A 15,427-nucleotide genomic window follows, 5' to 3' on the forward strand; every position below is an offset into this window, starting at 1 on the left:
ACTCTCCATAAAAGTTGAGTCTGTCTTGCTCATGTTTGCACTGCTAAAGTGCGTTGTTCATTTCCTCATATAATGAAGAAATTGTATTGACGTACTGGTTGGTTCGTTCAGTTTTCAAAGATCAAATGGTGGGCCTGAGTGGACTTGAACCACCGACCTCACGCTTATCAGGCGTGCGCTCTGACCAACTGAGCTACAGGCCCCAATTAATTCAAAAAGATTAATGGAGTACTTACAGCACACCATTGATTTTTAACAATGAAGTAAGTTCATCGTTGTGAAAAAATCGGATTAATGGAGCGGGTGATGGGAATCGAACCCACATCATCAGCTTGGAAGGCTGAGGTTTTACCACTAAACTACACCCGCGTAATTGAAATTGTTACTTCGATGGTCGGGAAGACAGGATTCGAACCTGCGACCCCTTGGTCCCAAACCAAGTGCTCTACCAAGCTGAGCTACTTCCCGTAAAATGGCGCGCCCGAGAGGAGTCGAACCCCTAACCTTCTGATCCGTAGTCAGACGCTCTATCCAATTGAGCTACGGGCGCTTAATAAAGCGACATATTCTAATGTAACACTTCTTTATGATTAAGTCAATAACTTTTTTTGGTGCGGCCGAGAGGACTTGAACCTCCACGGGGTGAACCCCCACTAGGCCCTCAACCTAGCGCGTCTGCCGATTCCGCCACGACCGCATGATTAAACGAACCGGAAACAAAATTAAAATGCTGCGTTTCACAGCAAGGAATAAATGGTGCGGGTGGAGGGAGTCGAACCCCCACGCCGTAAGGCACTAGATCCTAAGTCTAGCGTGTCTGCCAGTTCCACCACACCCGCATAAATGGTGAGCCATGAAGGATTCGAACCTTCGACCCTCTGATTAAAAGTCAGATGCTCTACCAACTGAGCTAATGGCTCTTATAGTATTACTTTTTTGAGCATATGGCTCAAAAAGCGACATTGACTATTATATGATCCGTATACCCCAAAGTCAATGGTAAATTTTGAAATAAAAAATGGCTGGGCCAGCTGGATTCGAACCAGCGCATGACGGAATCAAAATCCGCTGCCTTACCGCTTGGCTATGGCCCAAACACAAAATGGCGGTCCGGACGGGACTCGAACCCGCGACCTCCTGCGTGACAGGCAGGCATTCTAACCAACTGAACTACCGGACCTATGTATTTTTCAAAAGGAAAGTGACCCGTACGGGATTCGAACCCGTGTTACCGCCGTGAAAGGGCGGTGTCTTAACCACTTGACCAACGGGCCATTTTGACAAAATAAAATGGCGGAGAAGGAGGGATTTGAACCCTCGCGCCGCTTACGCGACCTACACCCTTAGCAGGGGCGCCTCTTCAGCCACTTGAGTACTTCTCCACTGGCTCCACCGGTAGGATTCGAACCTACGACCAATCGGTTAACAGCCGATTGCTCTACCACTGAGCTACGGTGGAATAATGTCATTAGTATTTCATTGAATGATAACCAAGTTTTTATGCTCGTCGTTCAACCCTGATCTTAACGCTTCTTACCTTATCAGTTGTGTTGAACTCCTCGCAAATCCTACTGCGAAGTAGATACATGATGTTTACGGCTTCGCTACGGTGGAATAATGTCATTAGTATTTAAGGTTGGCTGCTGAAACGAACAACAGCGACGTTAAATATATTATAATATTTAGCCAAGCTTGTCAAACACTTTTCAAAAAATGTTTCTGTGTTTTTTGCTTGTTTTTTTAAGGCTTATTTAATTTAACATGGGTACTAAGATTCGTCAATATATCTAGCTATGTTTTTTTAATTTTCCCCGACATTTTCCACAACGGTATCGTCTTGTGTCGACTCTCCTCGCTCTGGCATAGGTCTGACCACATTTCTCGCAACAATAATGATGCTTCTTTTTCTGCTTCTGAGACGGCAGTTCAGAACAGAATCTTGGTGAGCCTGTCCGTTTTAACAACTCGCGAAATTCCGGGTCACGGTGCTTGTATCCTTTCCCTTCAATATGCAAATGATAATGACAAAGCTCATGCTTGATGATGCCGATGAATTCTTCTTCCCCTATTTCTTTTAAAAATTTAGGGTTCAATTCAATGGTTCGCTTGGCTGGTATGTATCTTCCACCTGTAGTACGAAGGCGAGAATTGAAACATACGTGATCAAGGAACGGCTTATCGAAATATTTCTCTGAAATTTGATGGGTAAGATTTTTCAATTGAGCCTGGTCTATTTCCCTCATATAGTCACACCACCTACGTTACTTGCATATCTTATCATAGCACTTTCATTTTCTCATCAAGGAGGTTACAAACCAAATGCCTGGCTGGTTAAAAAAACAGATGGCAAATGCTTTTTACCACAAAGATAAGTATCAAATAAAAATGTTGAACCAATGCTGGTTCTTTTACAAAAAGGAATACAAATAAAAGATACCAGAAATAGTGCTATCCTGGTATCTTTTATTTGTGTTATTTATTTACCATCGTCAATGCAATCCGCTGCTTATCCATATCCACTTTTTCCACCCATACGGTAACAACATCGCCGACAGCGACGACATCCATGGGATGTTTAACAAACTTGTCGGCTAACTTGGAAATATGGACAAGACCATCCTGCTTGACTCCAATATCAACAAACGCACCGAAGTCGACGACATTACGGACTGTACCTTCCAATTCCATTCCTTCTTCTAAATCTTCCATCGCAAGTACATTCTTTTTCAGCAACGGCTTAGGCAATTCATCACGCGGATCCCTGCCTGGCTGTACCAATGATTTAATAATATCCTGCAAAGTAGGTAACCCGATTCCCAGCTTCTCTGCTGTTTCTTCTGACTCCATCCCTTTCAGGCTGTCGGCAAGCTGCTGCGTACCAAGGTCTTCTTCACTACTGTCGACCATTTTTAATAAATCTCTTGCTGCCTGATAACTTTCGGGGTGGATCGGGGTACGATCTAATGGCTCCTTCCCGTCTATGATCCGCAAGAACCCAATACTTTGCTCGTACGTTTTTGCTCCTAGTCGCGGGATCTTTTTCAGTTCTTTACGATTCGTGAATTTCCCTAGCTCTTCCCGCTGCTTCACGACATTATTAGCCACCGTCTTGCTTAAGCCGGATACATATTGCAGCAAGGAACTGGAGGCTGTATTGACATTAACACCTACCTGGTTAACGGCAGTTTCGACTACAAAGGTCAGTGATTCTTTCAGCTTCTTCTGGGTGACATCGTGCTGATACTGACCGACGCCGATTGATTGCGGGTCTATCTTCACCAGTTCAGCTAAAGGATCCTGGACACGACGGGCAATCGATATCGCACTCCTCTCTTCCACTTGCAGGTCAGGAAACTCTTCCCGTGCCAATGTTGAAGCGGAATAGACACTCGCCCCAGCTTCGTTGACTATCATGTAAGCAATGGCAAGACTATGTTTTTGAATCATATCAGCAATGAATTGCTCTGTTTCCCGGGAAGCTGTCCCGTTTCCAATCGCAATCAATTCAACTGGATATTTGTCTAAGAAGGAAAGTAATATCTTTTCTGCACCTTTGATATCATTCCTTGGGGGAGTCGGATACATCACGGAGACACTGTGCATTTTTCCGGTTTCATCGATAACTCCCAGTTTACAGCCCGTTCTGTATGCTGGATCAACACCAAGTACTGTTTTCCCTTTCAATGGGGGCTGCAGTAACAGGCTTCTCAAATTTTGAGAAAAAACTTCGATCGCCTGCTCCTCGGCTTTTTCAGAAAGACTGTTACGTATTTCTCTTTCTATCGATGGTTCAATCAGCCGCTTGTACCCGTCCTGGATTGCAGTTGCTAAAAAGTCACGCATCTTCTGATTCGCCTCATTGCGTATCACCTTCCGTTCCAGATAAGAAATGATACTTTCTTCAGGAGGCTGGATGGAAACTTTGATGATCCCCTCTTTTTCTCCGCGATTCAACGCTAAAACCCGGTGGGATACAACCGCTCGTACAGGTTCCTGGTAATCATAATACATTTCAAATACGCCTTTTTCGTCCGCTTCCGAATCTTTAGCGGTCGACTGGATCGTACCGGATTTGAATGTCCGCTGTCTGATTGCTTCCCGGTATTCGGGCTCATCTGATATCCATTCGGCAATAATATCATTGACACCGGCTAATACATCCTCCACCGTATGTAACTCCTGTTCTTCTGAAACATAAACAGCAGCTTCTTCTGCAAAGTCGAACTTCTGTTGAGACCAGACCATTTCCGCTAATGGTTCGAGGCCTTTTTCTTTCGCAATTGTCGCACGTGTCCTTCTTTTTTGTTTATACGGGCGATAAAGATCTTCCACCTTTTGAAGCTGTGGTGCCTGTTCAATACTTTCCCGAAGTTCGTCTGTAAGCTTTCCTTGTTCATCGATTAAACGGATGACCTCTTCTTTCCGTTGATTCAAATTCTGGACATAGTTCCATTTATCTTCGATGGTTTTGATTTGCACCTCATCAAGTCCGCCCGTCATTTCTTTTCGATAACGAGCTATGAAAGGAACGGTGTTACCATCCGCAAGCATGTCGATAACTTGTTGTATTGCCTTTTCAGAAATATTCGCTTCTTTAGCCACCCATGAGATCGGTGACGCTTTTAGACCTTGTTCACTCAAGTTGGAACCTCCTCAAACATACATATCTTCTTCATTCTAACAAATTTCCCTCTCCTTTACCTCGCGATAAACTAAAAAGAACCTTATCCCAATTCCAATGAGATAAGGTCCTCTATTCGTATTTCATGGCGATTAACGTCGTATCATCATCACGAGTATCGCCATTTTCAATTTCATATTGCTTGATAATACGGTTTACATCGAAATCATGGAATAGCTTCGAGGAAAGCTGACGTTCATTCACGCCATCCGAGAACATGATGAAAACTAATCCACGTTCCAGCTTACCATGCACAACCCGCATCTTTTTCGGATAACCAGTGAGATATCCGGCAAGTGGTATATTACGTTTCTTTTGCCCTTCACTAGTCACTGTCATAATCCCAATGTTACCGATTGAGGAATAGGAGTAGGTTTCACTCGGGTAATCGATTTTCAAAATCCCTAAAACTACCCCTCGTTTGCTCATAAGTGCTTCGTTGCATTTTTTGATTAAACCTTCAATGGGCAAATCTGGATAATCTTCAATCACATCCATGACAGCCTGCGAAGATTCTTTGGCCAATTCACCACTGCCAAGCCCATCGGCTATCGCGCAAACAAAAGATTTATCCGTTTCTTTATAATAATAACTATCCCCACAATAATAGTTTCCCTTTTTAGGCTTTTGATAAGTTGCAATCTTCATGCGACTTACTTCCATACTCAATAGAAGGCCTCTGATGATTCTGATTGCAGGGCTTCACGGAGTTTTCTTAACGCGCGCCGTTGTAATCGGGACACATGCATCTGGGAGATGCCCAGCTGCTCACCGGTATCCTTTTGACTCATATTCTCAAAATAAGTGCACTGGAGAATTTCCTGTTCACGTTCAGAGAGAATAGGCAGCACTTTTTCCAAAAGCATCTGCTGGTCGACATGTTCGAAACCGGCTTCCTGGTTACCGATTAAATCCAGGATGGTCACCGTGCTTCCATCAGAATCAGCTTCAATTTTACGATCGACAGACAGCGCTTTGTAACTTTTGCCCATTTCCATCGTTTCCAGCACATCTTCTTCAGATACTTCAAGGTAGTCGGCAATTTCCATTACGGAAGGAGAACGCTGCAATTGCGTAGTCAGTTCTTCTGCTGCTTTTTTAATTTTCGGTCCTAATTCTTTAATACGTCTCGGTACATGCACACTCCATGTTTTGTCACGGATGAAACGTTTGATTTCTCCAATGATCGTAGGAATGGCAAAGGATTCGAATGATTTGCCGAAAGATGGATCATATCTGCGGATAGCGGCCAACAGACCTAACATCCCTACCTGGGCTAAATCTTCGTGTATCGAACTGTTTTTTGAATATTTTCGTGCTATCGATTCGACTAGGTCTTTGTAGGCTAATACTATCTTTTCCTGGACCTCTTCATCTCTAGGGTTCTCCTGGAGATAAGCTATCCATTGGTATACTTCGTCTTCACCTTTATTGTGTTGTTGAGATCTGGTCGCCATCTTGACCCACCTCATTTTCATGAAGATACTTCGTCATAAGTACTATGACTCCATATCTGCTGCTGATTTCCACCTTATCCATCAAGGCGTCAATCAAAAACAGCCCGAAGCCTCCTTCACGCAAGTCTTCGATAGCATCGTTCTGCTGGTAAGGACCAATATCTTCTTTTACATTGGAAAGGTCGAAACTGCCGCCGTGATCAGCCACCATTATCTCTAAACGGTCTTGATAGACTCCGAAACCGATAGTGATGTCTCCTTCATCTGACTCTTTATAGGCATGTTTGACAGCATTGGTAATCGCTTCGGAAATAGCAACCTTCAGGTCTTCGATGTCTTCATAAGAGAAGCCCATACGGTTTGCAACACCAGAAGTGCTCAACCTGACCACGCCTACATATTCCGGCTTAGCAGGCACCTTTATTTCAATAAAATCAAATGGTTCCATTTTAAATTCCACCTTGTACTGTAGAGTCGATATTCATGATCTCGGTAAGCCCGGTGATTTTGAAGAGACGGTGCACACGTTCTTGCATATGAACCAGTTTCAATTCAGAATTATGTTCTTTGGTAGACTTCAAAGCACTGATAAAAACACCTAGACCCGTACTGTCCATATAGTTAACATTATTCAGGTCAACTTCAACAGTTTTGCCCTCATCTTTCGTCAAAGGCAGCAGCTCTTCTTTCAGCTTTGGAGCTGTAAATGCGTCGATTTCACCTGAAAGCGTAACCACTGATTTATGCTCTTTATTCGTTACATCTATAGTTAAGTTCAATTAACTCATCCTCCTATTTTAGCTAAAATGGTGCATCAGATGACATGTACCCATAATTAAGAAGGCTTAAACATTCCTTCTTAGCACAACGAGAGTAAAGTCGTCCCTTAACTGGAAGTCCTGTAACTTTTCAAAATGCTTGTAGACCTGTTCCACCATTTCCTGTGCAGGCAGATCCATATATTTTTTTATGATTTCCAATACTTCTTCGGGCTCAATGAACCTGTCGCCCTGTCGACATTCTGTCACGCCGTCTGTCAACATGATAATCATATCGCCAGGATCAACTTGTTGTTCTTTTTGAGGATATTCTGCATCTTTCGTAACCCCAAGCACCAGGCCAGGAGCATCCATTTCACAAAACTCGCCGCGTTCATGATGATAATAATAACCTGGTTCATGACCGGCGGATGAGTAATAGAACTTATGGCTCTGCGGGTTATACAGGCCATAAAACATCGTGATAAACATGCTGGAATCGACATTTCGTTCCACCACCCGATTTAAGCTTTCCAAAATAACACTAGGTTCCATGCGTTTATGCGGAAAACTGTCCATGGAATATTTGATCATAGACATACATAAAGCTGCTGGAACCCCTTTACCAATAACGTCAGCGATCCCAATTCCAAGCGAACCCTCCTGGTCTTGTACAAAATGATGGTAATCTCCATTCATTTGCTTGGCAGGAACACTGATTGCTCCAATTTCGATGCCATCAAAATCGGGTTTTTTTGTAGAAAGAAGAGTCTTCTGCATGTTGGCAGCCACTGAAAGCTCAGACTTAAGCTCAAGCTGCTTCTCTCTTAAAGCTTGATGTTCTTGATAAGCTAGCCCATAAGAAATCATTGTTTCTAATAGAAAGTTCATCGAAGCCTGGATATCAGCAGGCATCTCAGGATAAATTTCCTCTAATGACTGTACATGAATATTAATGATTTCTTCTGGTGAAATATTGTGCTGCATTGAATGTTTACTGAATTGCTCTGCTTGATATAAAGCTTGTTCATCTTTAGTTCTGATGTATTCTTTCAATAGTTCTTTATAGTTTTCAAGGTCAAGCTTCAAGGTGCTCATCGTTTACAACCTCCTTTAACGGAGCCATTTGACAACTTTAATTTCTGTGCCTTTCCCTTGCTCGGACACAATATCGAATTCATCCATCAATCGTTTAACACCAGGAAGTCCTGCTCCGAGTCCCCCAGAGGTAGAGAAACCATCTTCCATTACCTGACTCAATTCCTCGATACCAGGCCCCTCATCTATGGCGATGATACTTAAACCTTTGTGGTTCATATCATCAATGGCCTCAAAACAAACCTTTCCACTCCCTGCATATAAATAAATGTTTCTTGCTAATTCTGAAATGGCAGTCGCGATACGCGCTTGGTCGACCGTACCGAAGCCGATTTTTTTTGCGATGTCCCGTCCCAATTGACGAGCCCCGACAATATCCCATTCCTTTTTAATATTCACACAGGATTGGAAGTCCATTCGCTTATTCCTCCAATTCCTGACGAAGTTTGATCAGCCCTTGTTCTAAATCTAATGCCGTCGGTACATCTTGCAAATGTATTCCAAGGTCGATCAACGTCATCGCAACAGCTGGCTGAATACCAGTCAAGACAACTTTAGCACCCATTAAATCAGACATGGTCACAACGTCTCCCAACACCTTAGCGATGAAGGAGTCGATGATGTCCACTGAAGTCAAATCGATGACTACACCTGTAGCACCGCTTGCGTGTATCTTGTTCAGCAGATCTTCTTGAAATTGAATGGCTGTCTGATCATCTAAGTCGATCTGAATCGAAATCAACAGGTAATTATGCAACTTTAAAATTGGAATTCTCACAGCCTTCACTCCCCATCCAATGAATCAATTAGTTTTTCAATACTTTCATCTTTTTCTTCTGTTGTTACAATCTTGCGGTTAGTAAGCTCAAGTGCTGACTGGAAGCCTTTGCGCAGAGAGCTTTTTGTCGGGAATTTGGTCAAATCGATACCCAGGTTTACGATTGTCTGGGCGATTTCAGGCCGGATCCCTACCAGGATACACGTGGACCCAATCAGCCTTACCGCTTCGGCGGCCTGGATGATATGGTGGGCAACCATCGTGTCGACAACTGGCACTCCTGTAATATCAATTAAAACCACATCCGCGTGGTGTTTGATGACTCCATCAAGCAAGTTTTCCATAATCAATTTCGCACGTTCTGTATCAATAGTTCCGATCAACGGCATGATCGTAATATTTTCCATGACCGGAATCAGTGGTGCAGATAACTCCTGAAGAGCCACTCGCTGTAACGACACGATATGCTCCCAGCTACCGGAGTACTCATTCACCAGACGATTGATGATTGGTCCGACCCATGCATCTACTTTCTGCATGACTCTGGATAAGTATTCGGAATCGACTTTATCTGATTGACTTAAGATGAAATCGATTGTTACTCGACGAAACACCTGCATCCCATCCGTCAAATAACTCAATGGCCAGCCCAGGTTGATGAGCCGCTCTGAAAAATCATCCAACTCTGAGCTTAGCCCTTGCTTTTCTATACTGGCAAATATCACATTGACAAATTCTCTATTCGTACTTTCAAATAGTTCATCTGATATGGTGGAAGTGTACTCCTGATTCTTGCTGCTTTGCACTTCCTCCAGCCACATCTTAACAATATCGTTACTGTTTTCAAGCACAAGGCTCTTTAAATTGGCATCCATGTTTAACCCCCGCAAAAATTGACCATTATTTTAGTTTATTAAACATTTTCCCATGAAACGTCACCTTAATCAAATAATAACTTCTTTTTGTCCTTTTTTGACATACCTTCCGACATATTTCGCTTGTATTCTACATTATATTATTTCCACGTCCGCTACAATAACCCAAAAACTGGGGTTTTTCTGTTGAGAAAAATGGGTAGTGATTTTATGTATATAAAAAACCGCCCGGTACAGGAGCGGTTCAGGTTAAAACGCTATTAAGCCGAGGCTGATCTGTAACGCCTCGTCGACACGTTTCATCATCTTTTCATCCAGCTGCGTTATTTTATCTGTCAGCCTTTGTTTATCAATGGTACGGATTTGTTCTAATAATATAACGGAATCACGTTCAAAACCATATTTCTCAGCATTGATTTCAACGTGTGTCGGGAGTTTGGCTTTTTGTATTTGCGCTGTGATGGCAGCCACGATGACTGTGGGGCTGAAACGATTTCCGATATCGTTTTGGAGAACTAATACAGGGCGGACACCGCCTTGTTCTGACCCCACCACAGGGGATAGATCAGCGAAATAAACATCGCCGCGTTTGACTATCAAATCTTCACACCCCGCTCACTAGGCGTTCTAGGGTGTTCTCCGCCTCCTCTTCCGCCTGAAAAGCTTCAGAAGCTATATTAAGATTGATTTTAGCCATCTCCATGTAACCGTTTCTCATGGACTCTCTAATGTGCCGCTTTTTCTTCTCCCGCAAATACATTTTGGTCGCCTGATACATGAAATCGCTCCAATCTCCATTCTCATGTTGTACTACCCCGTCCACTTCTTTCAACATGCTTTGAGGAAGTTTGATTGTGATTTCCCGTAGATTGTCGGACAAGACCATCCACCTCCACCATCCACTTTTGTTAGAAAAACTTATACTTTGCTTCTTCTAAAGTATAAAAACCAGTCTATAATTCCATTCTCATATTACCACTCTCTCGGGCGTATTGCAAAGGGCTGCCGGCATTTTTTCCTGAAATTGTGTTTTCTTTATTATTACCCAGGGTACAGGAATATATTGTCACCATCCCCCTTTATTAACTCGTGACCGAATTTTTCACTTCGATCAATTGCCCATTTTCGTAATATATTCTAGGAACGCGTGCACTGATGATGCATGGGATCTCATAATTGATGGTATGCAAATAGGCTGCTATTTCATCCATGGAAATTTCTTCATTCTTTTGTCTTCCTATCAAAGTAACCTTTTCTCCTACTTCATAAGGGCGGTCGAGCTTCACCATGAACTGATCCATACAGATTCTTCCTACAATGGGCATACGTTTTCCATCAATCAGTACATCCATTCCTTGCAGCTGTCTGATCCAGCCATCGGCATATCCAAGCGGGACTGTACCTATCCATTCATCTTCTTCCGCACAATACGTAGCTCCATAGCTGATACAGTCCCCTTTTTTCACTTCTTTTACATGGACGAGCCTGCTGTGGAGGGAAAAGGCTGGCTCCAACTCAATCGGGCGCTCTTCTTTTACGACAGGAGAGGGGTACAACCCATATAGACTGATTCCAAACCGGAGCATATCTTCTTCCTGCTCAGGAAACCGTAAACTTGTCGCGCTATTACTGGAGTGGAATACAACTGGCTGCTGCCATTTTTCTTTTAAAAGGGTTCTCATATCATTATATGAGCTGCGTTGTTGTTCAAAATAAGCAAAATCCGCTTCGTCCGCGGTAGCAAAATGAGTGAACACCCCTTCCAGTGAAAACCTTTCATCGTCCAGTTCTGTTAGCAATTCTGTTAATTCTTCGTGATGTCGGATACCGACCCGACCCATACCAGAATCCCATTTCAAGTGGAGCTTCAATGGGCGCGGCAGATCCTGGTGTTTTACCTCCTGCAGCCACTCTTTCTGGAAAAACGTGACCGATATATCATTAGCGGCGGCAATAGGAGCGTCTTGACTGCGTATCCACCCCATCACAAGAATAGGAGCAGTTATGCCCTGATCCCGAAGCCTGAGAGCTTCATCCAACAAGGAAACTGCCAGGGCATTGGCTCCCGCTTCCAACGCCTTCTTTGCCACTTGAACATCCCCATGGCCATAAGCATTCGCTTTAACCACAGCATATATCTTCTTGTTATCAGGAATATGATTTCTAATTTGTTTGATATTATGCGCTATCGCATCCAGGTTGATTTCTACCCAGGAATCACGATAAAAAGTTTCTATTGCCAAAGCTGTCTTCTCCTCTCACCATTCCTTTCCGTCTATTATTGAATGAGGAGACTTCCCTGTCAAACCCCCGGTTCAAGGATAGCGCAAAAAATAAAAGCAGACCCTCTGAGCCTGCCTGATTGGAATTATTTTTCTGACTGCTCATAGACAGAGCTTGCAACAGCGATCATTTCTTCTTTTGTTAATGATTCACTGGCGAGGCGGAAGTTCACCCCTTTGTGGTTCCATTCCAGTATCGTTTCACTTTGCGCACCGACGGTGAAGCCCAAGTTGACCGGCTCCCCTTGTACAGGAACGACATCGGAAGTGCTTACAGTTTGGACTTCTGCTTGCTCCTCGATTAGCGTAAAGTTCTTTTCTCCTTCAAACTTCATAATAATCCGCTTACCGTTTTCTAAATCAATCTCTTGCTTTTCTGTCATTTCGGCACCGAGCTGCTCAGACGGATAAAGAACCGAGAATGTTTTTTCCCCTTCCATGTTCATGACAGGAACTTCACTCTGTACAGCCGCCATATTCTTTTGGACTTCAAAGTCTTCATCCTTGAACGACGGATCCTTCGTGAAGTTGGAGAACTGGACTTCCACCAGCGCCTGCATATCCTGATCATAGACCTTTACCAGTACCGGCTGGTATGTCTTCTTATCGAAGTAGACTTCCTGATAAGGGAGCGATTTGCTATTTTGATAGTTTGTCTTGGTCTTGAACATATAATAGTCTTCCATAGCTGTGAATGTGGATTCCGGATCTTTCAGAATGTCCTGCACTAAAGATTCATATAAATAGGGCTGGCTGCTGTTTTGCGGCCAATCACTTTGGAATTTAAAGCTCTTGTTCAATGCCGGGGTCAATACGTACACGCCATCTTTATTTTTCAATATCACTTGACTGCCCTCTTCATCCTGATCGTGCTGGAGCTTCACACGGTAGAAGTCCTTTTTCTTATGCCATACTTCTATATGGTATTTCTGTTCCTCTTTCCCAGTATTCATCGTCATTGTTGCATTTGTTTTATACCCGCTCATCTTTTCGACCTGTTCTTCCAGGTTCTTGACGACATCTTCTTTTGATTTTTCTCCACATGCTGTGAGCAGGACGAAGAACAGTGAGGCGAATAAGAGCAATGCTATTCGTTTCTTCATGAATTCAACTCCTTTGTCTCATTTCGAGGACAAAGGGAACGCACTCACCTGATTAACTAGAAAATGTACGAAAAGCTCGGGATAGACCCTCAATTAGGTCAGTCGCTAACAAGTCTGCTTTGGAATGGCCATCCGTTGTAAGAAGTTCAGCAGCTTTCCCATGAAGAAAGCAGCCATTGCATAAAGCTTCGGTAATGGACTGTGATTGCATCATTAAGGCAAGCAGGATACCCGATAACACATCACCGCTGCCTCCCTTGGCTAAACCTGCATTTCCAGAGGTATCTACTACTTGGGTTCCGTCGGGCGCTGTAATAATTGTAGACGGTCCCTTCAAGACAATGTAGACCCCGTGATTATAGGCGAACCGCTGAGACCACTCAAATGGCCTTGCCAACAGTTCCGGAATTGTTATTCCTAACAGGTGTGCCATCTCACCAGGATGAGGAGTCAACACGGCAGGGCCGGTCCTGTTTTTTAAGACCTCAAGCAGCTGCTTCAGAAGGTAGAGGCCATCCGCATCAATCAATACAGGAACGTCCGCTTCTTCTACCACTTGCTGAACGATGGTCCGCGAGGCATCCGATCTGCCCATCCCCATACCGATCGCAACAGCATCATAACCAGTGAAGTCCGCCTCCACTCTCTCAGCAAGCACGCCATTTTCCTCCGACGTTGATACAGCTGTCGCCTCAGGAATATGCATGGACACAGAAGGCCAGGCACTTTCCGGGGTTGCAACTGCAGCCAGTCCAGCTCCAGACCGAAGCGCGGCCCGCGCAGAAAGAGCTATCGAACCTGGCATCAGGTAGGAACCACCGATTACTAAAGCCTTCCCATGCGTCCCTTTATGGGAAAATGGGTGACGCTCCGGCAAGGTGGACCGTGCATGCTCACTGTTCCATAGTGAGACCGACGGCTTTTTCAACATCTTAGCAGGTAAGCCGATTTCCACCACCTCCCACTCCCCATAATAAGGTGCAGTGTGAGGAAGGAAGGCACTCAACTTCGGCGCGGCGATGATACACGTATAGTCAGCCTGCAAACCGTCAAAATCAGTGATGCCCTCATCTGCAGGAACTCCTGTCGGGATATCGACGGCAATTTTTAACGCTTGTGACTGGTTAGCATAGGCTGTAACTTGATCAAACGGTGGCTTGAGTTTGCCGTTGACACCGATTCCGAGCATGGCATCAATGATGACATCTGCCTGGTCGAGTTCACGGAACAAGACATTCACCTTTGTGAGGTGTTCCAGCTCAAAGCCCGCTCCGAGATACAACTGCTTATGAACAAGTGTATCTCCTTTGATCTTTTCATCAGGTACGAGCTGCCATGCCTTCACGGAGTACCCCCTGTTCAATAAAGTCCGCGCGATGACAAAACCATCTCCACCATTATTGCCCGCTCCAATCAGTACAACGATGTGCTGATCGTTTCGAACACGCTTTTCTACTTGTTCAGCGACTGCCCGTCCGGCATTTTCCATTGAAATTTTTCCGTCCATTCCGGCTTCTTCTATTGATTTGCGATCCCAATCGTACATTTCATGTGCGGTGACAATATACACTATCGTTCCCTCCTACCCGCATTAAACTATATGAGACAACCATTTCAATTATGCAAGACGCTTCTACTCTTCAATGATAACCTGAGCGATGGCATGCTGTTCACTATGAGAAATAGAAACCCATATTTTCATGTGTTCATAGCCGCGCAACTTCATTTCAGGCGCCCCGTGCTCATTGCGGGAAATTTCTATATCTTGAAAACTTACTTTTCCGATGCCAGTGCCCATCGCCTTCCCCAAGGCTTCCTTGGCAGCGAAGCGGCCAGCGACAAATTCTATTTGCCTGGATTCATTTTTATAGGCAGCGAGCTGCCCCCGTTCCTTTTCGGTTAAAATCCTTTGTACAAAGCGGTCATTACGCTTTATAATTTGATTAATCCGACCCAATTCTATAAGATCTATCCCAATGCCCTTGATCATTGTAATCTTCCTTTAAGGTTTATTAATTTCAGTATAACCGAAATAGCAAAAGTGAAAAAATATAACTGTTCCTCGGCATGCATAGACTAGAAAGACATGAATAAACTTGCCTTAATTTTGCACAGTGTGGGATAAATAACCATAACAGCGGCTTTTACAGAATGCTCACATTATAATCACGAGGATGGTTTCGTTACTCTATTCATAACAATGGGGACTTGGAAATGGCGAGACTCCTGCGGGAAAGGATAGACTGGCAAGACCCCGCAGAGCGTAAGTAAAGTGCCCCCCAATCGTTGGACACTTATCCAACCTAAGGGGGTAATTATCTTGAAAACATTTACGAAAGAAGAAAAACACCAGGCTGTTCATCGCTATCTAAACGAGATGATAAGCTATAACGAA

17 protein-coding genes and 12 tRNA genes are annotated in these 15,427 nt (G+C 43.9%); 1 reads left to right on the plus strand and 28 read right to left on the minus strand.

Going from position 1 to position 15,427, the window contains the following annotated elements; translation table 11 throughout:
- Positions 1-126: 126 nt before the first annotated feature.
- The 13 genes from ACGTNI_RS19090 to ACGTNI_RS19150 all read right to left on the minus strand — a co-directional run bounded on the left by ACGTNI_RS19090 (position 127) and on the right by ACGTNI_RS19150 (position 2,243).
- A tRNA-Ile gene (locus ACGTNI_RS19090) sits at positions 127-203 on the minus strand.
- A 92-nt stretch (positions 204-295) separates the two neighbouring features.
- Positions 296-369: transfer RNA gene (locus ACGTNI_RS19095), tRNA-Gly, on the minus strand.
- Between the two features lie 22 nt (positions 370-391).
- Positions 392-468, minus strand: a tRNA-Pro gene (locus ACGTNI_RS19100).
- Between the two features lie 5 nt (positions 469-473).
- A tRNA-Arg gene (locus tag ACGTNI_RS19105) sits at positions 474-550 on the minus strand.
- Between the two features lie 59 nt (positions 551-609).
- Positions 610-697 (minus strand) — tRNA-Leu (locus ACGTNI_RS19110).
- Between the two features lie 57 nt (positions 698-754).
- Positions 755-839: transfer RNA gene (locus ACGTNI_RS19115), tRNA-Leu, on the minus strand.
- A 5-nt stretch (positions 840-844) separates the two neighbouring features.
- Positions 845-920: transfer RNA gene (locus tag ACGTNI_RS19120), tRNA-Lys, on the minus strand.
- A gap of 99 nt (positions 921-1,019) precedes the next feature.
- Positions 1,020-1,094 (minus strand) — tRNA-Gln (locus tag ACGTNI_RS19125).
- 9 nt (positions 1,095-1,103) lie between these two features.
- Positions 1,104-1,180: transfer RNA gene (locus tag ACGTNI_RS19130), tRNA-Asp, on the minus strand.
- Positions 1,181-1,202: 22 nt separating this feature from the next.
- A tRNA-Glu gene (locus tag ACGTNI_RS19135) sits at positions 1,203-1,274 on the minus strand.
- Between the two features lie 17 nt (positions 1,275-1,291).
- A tRNA-Ser gene (locus ACGTNI_RS19140) sits at positions 1,292-1,382 on the minus strand.
- A 2-nt stretch (positions 1,383-1,384) separates the two neighbouring features.
- Positions 1,385-1,459 (minus strand) — tRNA-Asn (locus tag ACGTNI_RS19145).
- Between the two features lie 328 nt (positions 1,460-1,787).
- Positions 1,788-2,243: a SprT family protein gene (locus ACGTNI_RS19150; protein ID WP_394464153.1), complete on the minus strand. Its 456-nt coding sequence runs from the start codon at positions 2,241-2,243 to the stop codon at positions 1,788-1,790.
- 76 nt (positions 2,244-2,319) lie between these two features.
- Here ACGTNI_RS19150 and cmpA point away from each other — a divergent pair, with 76 nt between their 5' ends.
- Complete coding sequence (gene cmpA / locus ACGTNI_RS19155; protein ID WP_085505089.1) at positions 2,320-2,430, plus strand: cortex morphogenetic protein CmpA; 111 nt, start codon at positions 2,320-2,322, stop codon at positions 2,428-2,430.
- Positions 2,431-2,472: 42 nt separating this feature from the next.
- Here cmpA and ACGTNI_RS19160 read toward each other — a convergent pair whose 3' ends face one another.
- The 15 genes from ACGTNI_RS19160 to acpS form a co-directional block, all read right to left on the minus strand.
- Positions 2,473-4,641, minus strand: coding sequence for a Tex family protein (locus ACGTNI_RS19160; protein WP_394464154.1), 2,169 nt, complete (start codon positions 4,639-4,641; stop codon positions 2,473-2,475).
- 112 nt (positions 4,642-4,753) lie between these two features.
- Complete coding sequence (locus ACGTNI_RS19165) at positions 4,754-5,329, minus strand: SpoIIE family protein phosphatase (RefSeq protein WP_139823699.1); 576 nt, start codon at positions 5,327-5,329, stop codon at positions 4,754-4,756.
- A gap of 17 nt (positions 5,330-5,346) precedes the next feature.
- The gene (gene sigB, locus ACGTNI_RS19170) at positions 5,347-6,138 is read right to left on the minus strand and encodes an RNA polymerase sigma factor SigB (RefSeq protein ID WP_062439098.1); all 792 of its coding nucleotides are present in this window, start codon (positions 6,136-6,138) and stop codon (positions 5,347-5,349) included.
- A complete protein-coding gene (gene rsbW, locus ACGTNI_RS19175) occupies positions 6,110-6,586 on the minus strand; it encodes an anti-sigma B factor RsbW (RefSeq protein WP_062439095.1) in 477 nt (158 codons plus the stop codon). The genes sigB and rsbW overlap by 29 nt, the downstream gene beginning before the upstream one ends.
- Before the next feature lies 1 nt (position 6,587).
- Positions 6,588-6,917: an STAS domain-containing protein gene (locus tag ACGTNI_RS19180; protein ID WP_085505087.1), complete on the minus strand. Its 330-nt coding sequence runs from the start codon at positions 6,915-6,917 to the stop codon at positions 6,588-6,590.
- A 66-nt stretch (positions 6,918-6,983) separates the two neighbouring features.
- The gene (locus ACGTNI_RS19185) at positions 6,984-7,994 is read right to left on the minus strand and encodes a PP2C family protein-serine/threonine phosphatase (protein ID WP_085505086.1); all 1,011 of its coding nucleotides are present in this window, start codon (positions 7,992-7,994) and stop codon (positions 6,984-6,986) included.
- A gap of 15 nt (positions 7,995-8,009) precedes the next feature.
- Complete coding sequence (locus ACGTNI_RS19190; RefSeq protein ID WP_062439086.1) at positions 8,010-8,411, minus strand: anti-sigma regulatory factor; 402 nt, start codon at positions 8,409-8,411, stop codon at positions 8,010-8,012.
- 4 nt (positions 8,412-8,415) lie between these two features.
- On the minus strand, positions 8,416-8,772 hold the full coding sequence (locus ACGTNI_RS19195) for an STAS domain-containing protein (protein WP_085505085.1): 357 nt from the start codon (positions 8,770-8,772) through the stop codon (positions 8,416-8,418).
- A gap of 5 nt (positions 8,773-8,777) precedes the next feature.
- Complete coding sequence (gene rsbRA / locus ACGTNI_RS19200) at positions 8,778-9,647, minus strand: RsbT co-antagonist protein RsbRA (protein WP_394464155.1); 870 nt, start codon at positions 9,645-9,647, stop codon at positions 8,778-8,780.
- A gap of 249 nt (positions 9,648-9,896) precedes the next feature.
- A complete protein-coding gene (locus ACGTNI_RS19205) occupies positions 9,897-10,247 on the minus strand; it encodes a type II toxin-antitoxin system PemK/MazF family toxin (RefSeq protein WP_085505084.1) in 351 nt (116 codons plus the stop codon).
- A gap of 4 nt (positions 10,248-10,251) precedes the next feature.
- Positions 10,252-10,533, minus strand: a complete 282-nt coding sequence (locus ACGTNI_RS19210; RefSeq protein WP_085505083.1) for an antitoxin — start codon at positions 10,531-10,533, stop codon at positions 10,252-10,254.
- 196 nt (positions 10,534-10,729) lie between these two features.
- On the minus strand, positions 10,730-11,890 hold the full coding sequence (alr, locus tag ACGTNI_RS19215) for an alanine racemase (RefSeq protein WP_085505082.1): 1,161 nt from the start codon (positions 11,888-11,890) through the stop codon (positions 10,730-10,732).
- 125 nt (positions 11,891-12,015) lie between these two features.
- Positions 12,016-13,032, minus strand: coding sequence for a LolA family protein (locus ACGTNI_RS19220; RefSeq protein WP_085505081.1), 1,017 nt, complete (start codon positions 13,030-13,032; stop codon positions 12,016-12,018).
- A 52-nt stretch (positions 13,033-13,084) separates the two neighbouring features.
- The gene (locus tag ACGTNI_RS19225; RefSeq protein WP_394464156.1) at positions 13,085-14,602 is read right to left on the minus strand and encodes an NAD(P)H-hydrate dehydratase; all 1,518 of its coding nucleotides are present in this window, start codon (positions 14,600-14,602) and stop codon (positions 13,085-13,087) included.
- 63 nt (positions 14,603-14,665) lie between these two features.
- Positions 14,666-15,022: a holo-ACP synthase gene (acpS, locus tag ACGTNI_RS19230; RefSeq protein WP_394464157.1), complete on the minus strand. Its 357-nt coding sequence runs from the start codon at positions 15,020-15,022 to the stop codon at positions 14,666-14,668.
- Positions 15,023-15,427 lie beyond the last annotated feature (405 nt).

The organism is Thalassobacillus sp. B23F22_16, assembly GCF_043496955.1.
GTDB classification, from domain to species: Bacteria; Bacillota; Bacilli; order Bacillales; family Halobacillaceae; genus Thalassobacillus; species Thalassobacillus devorans_A.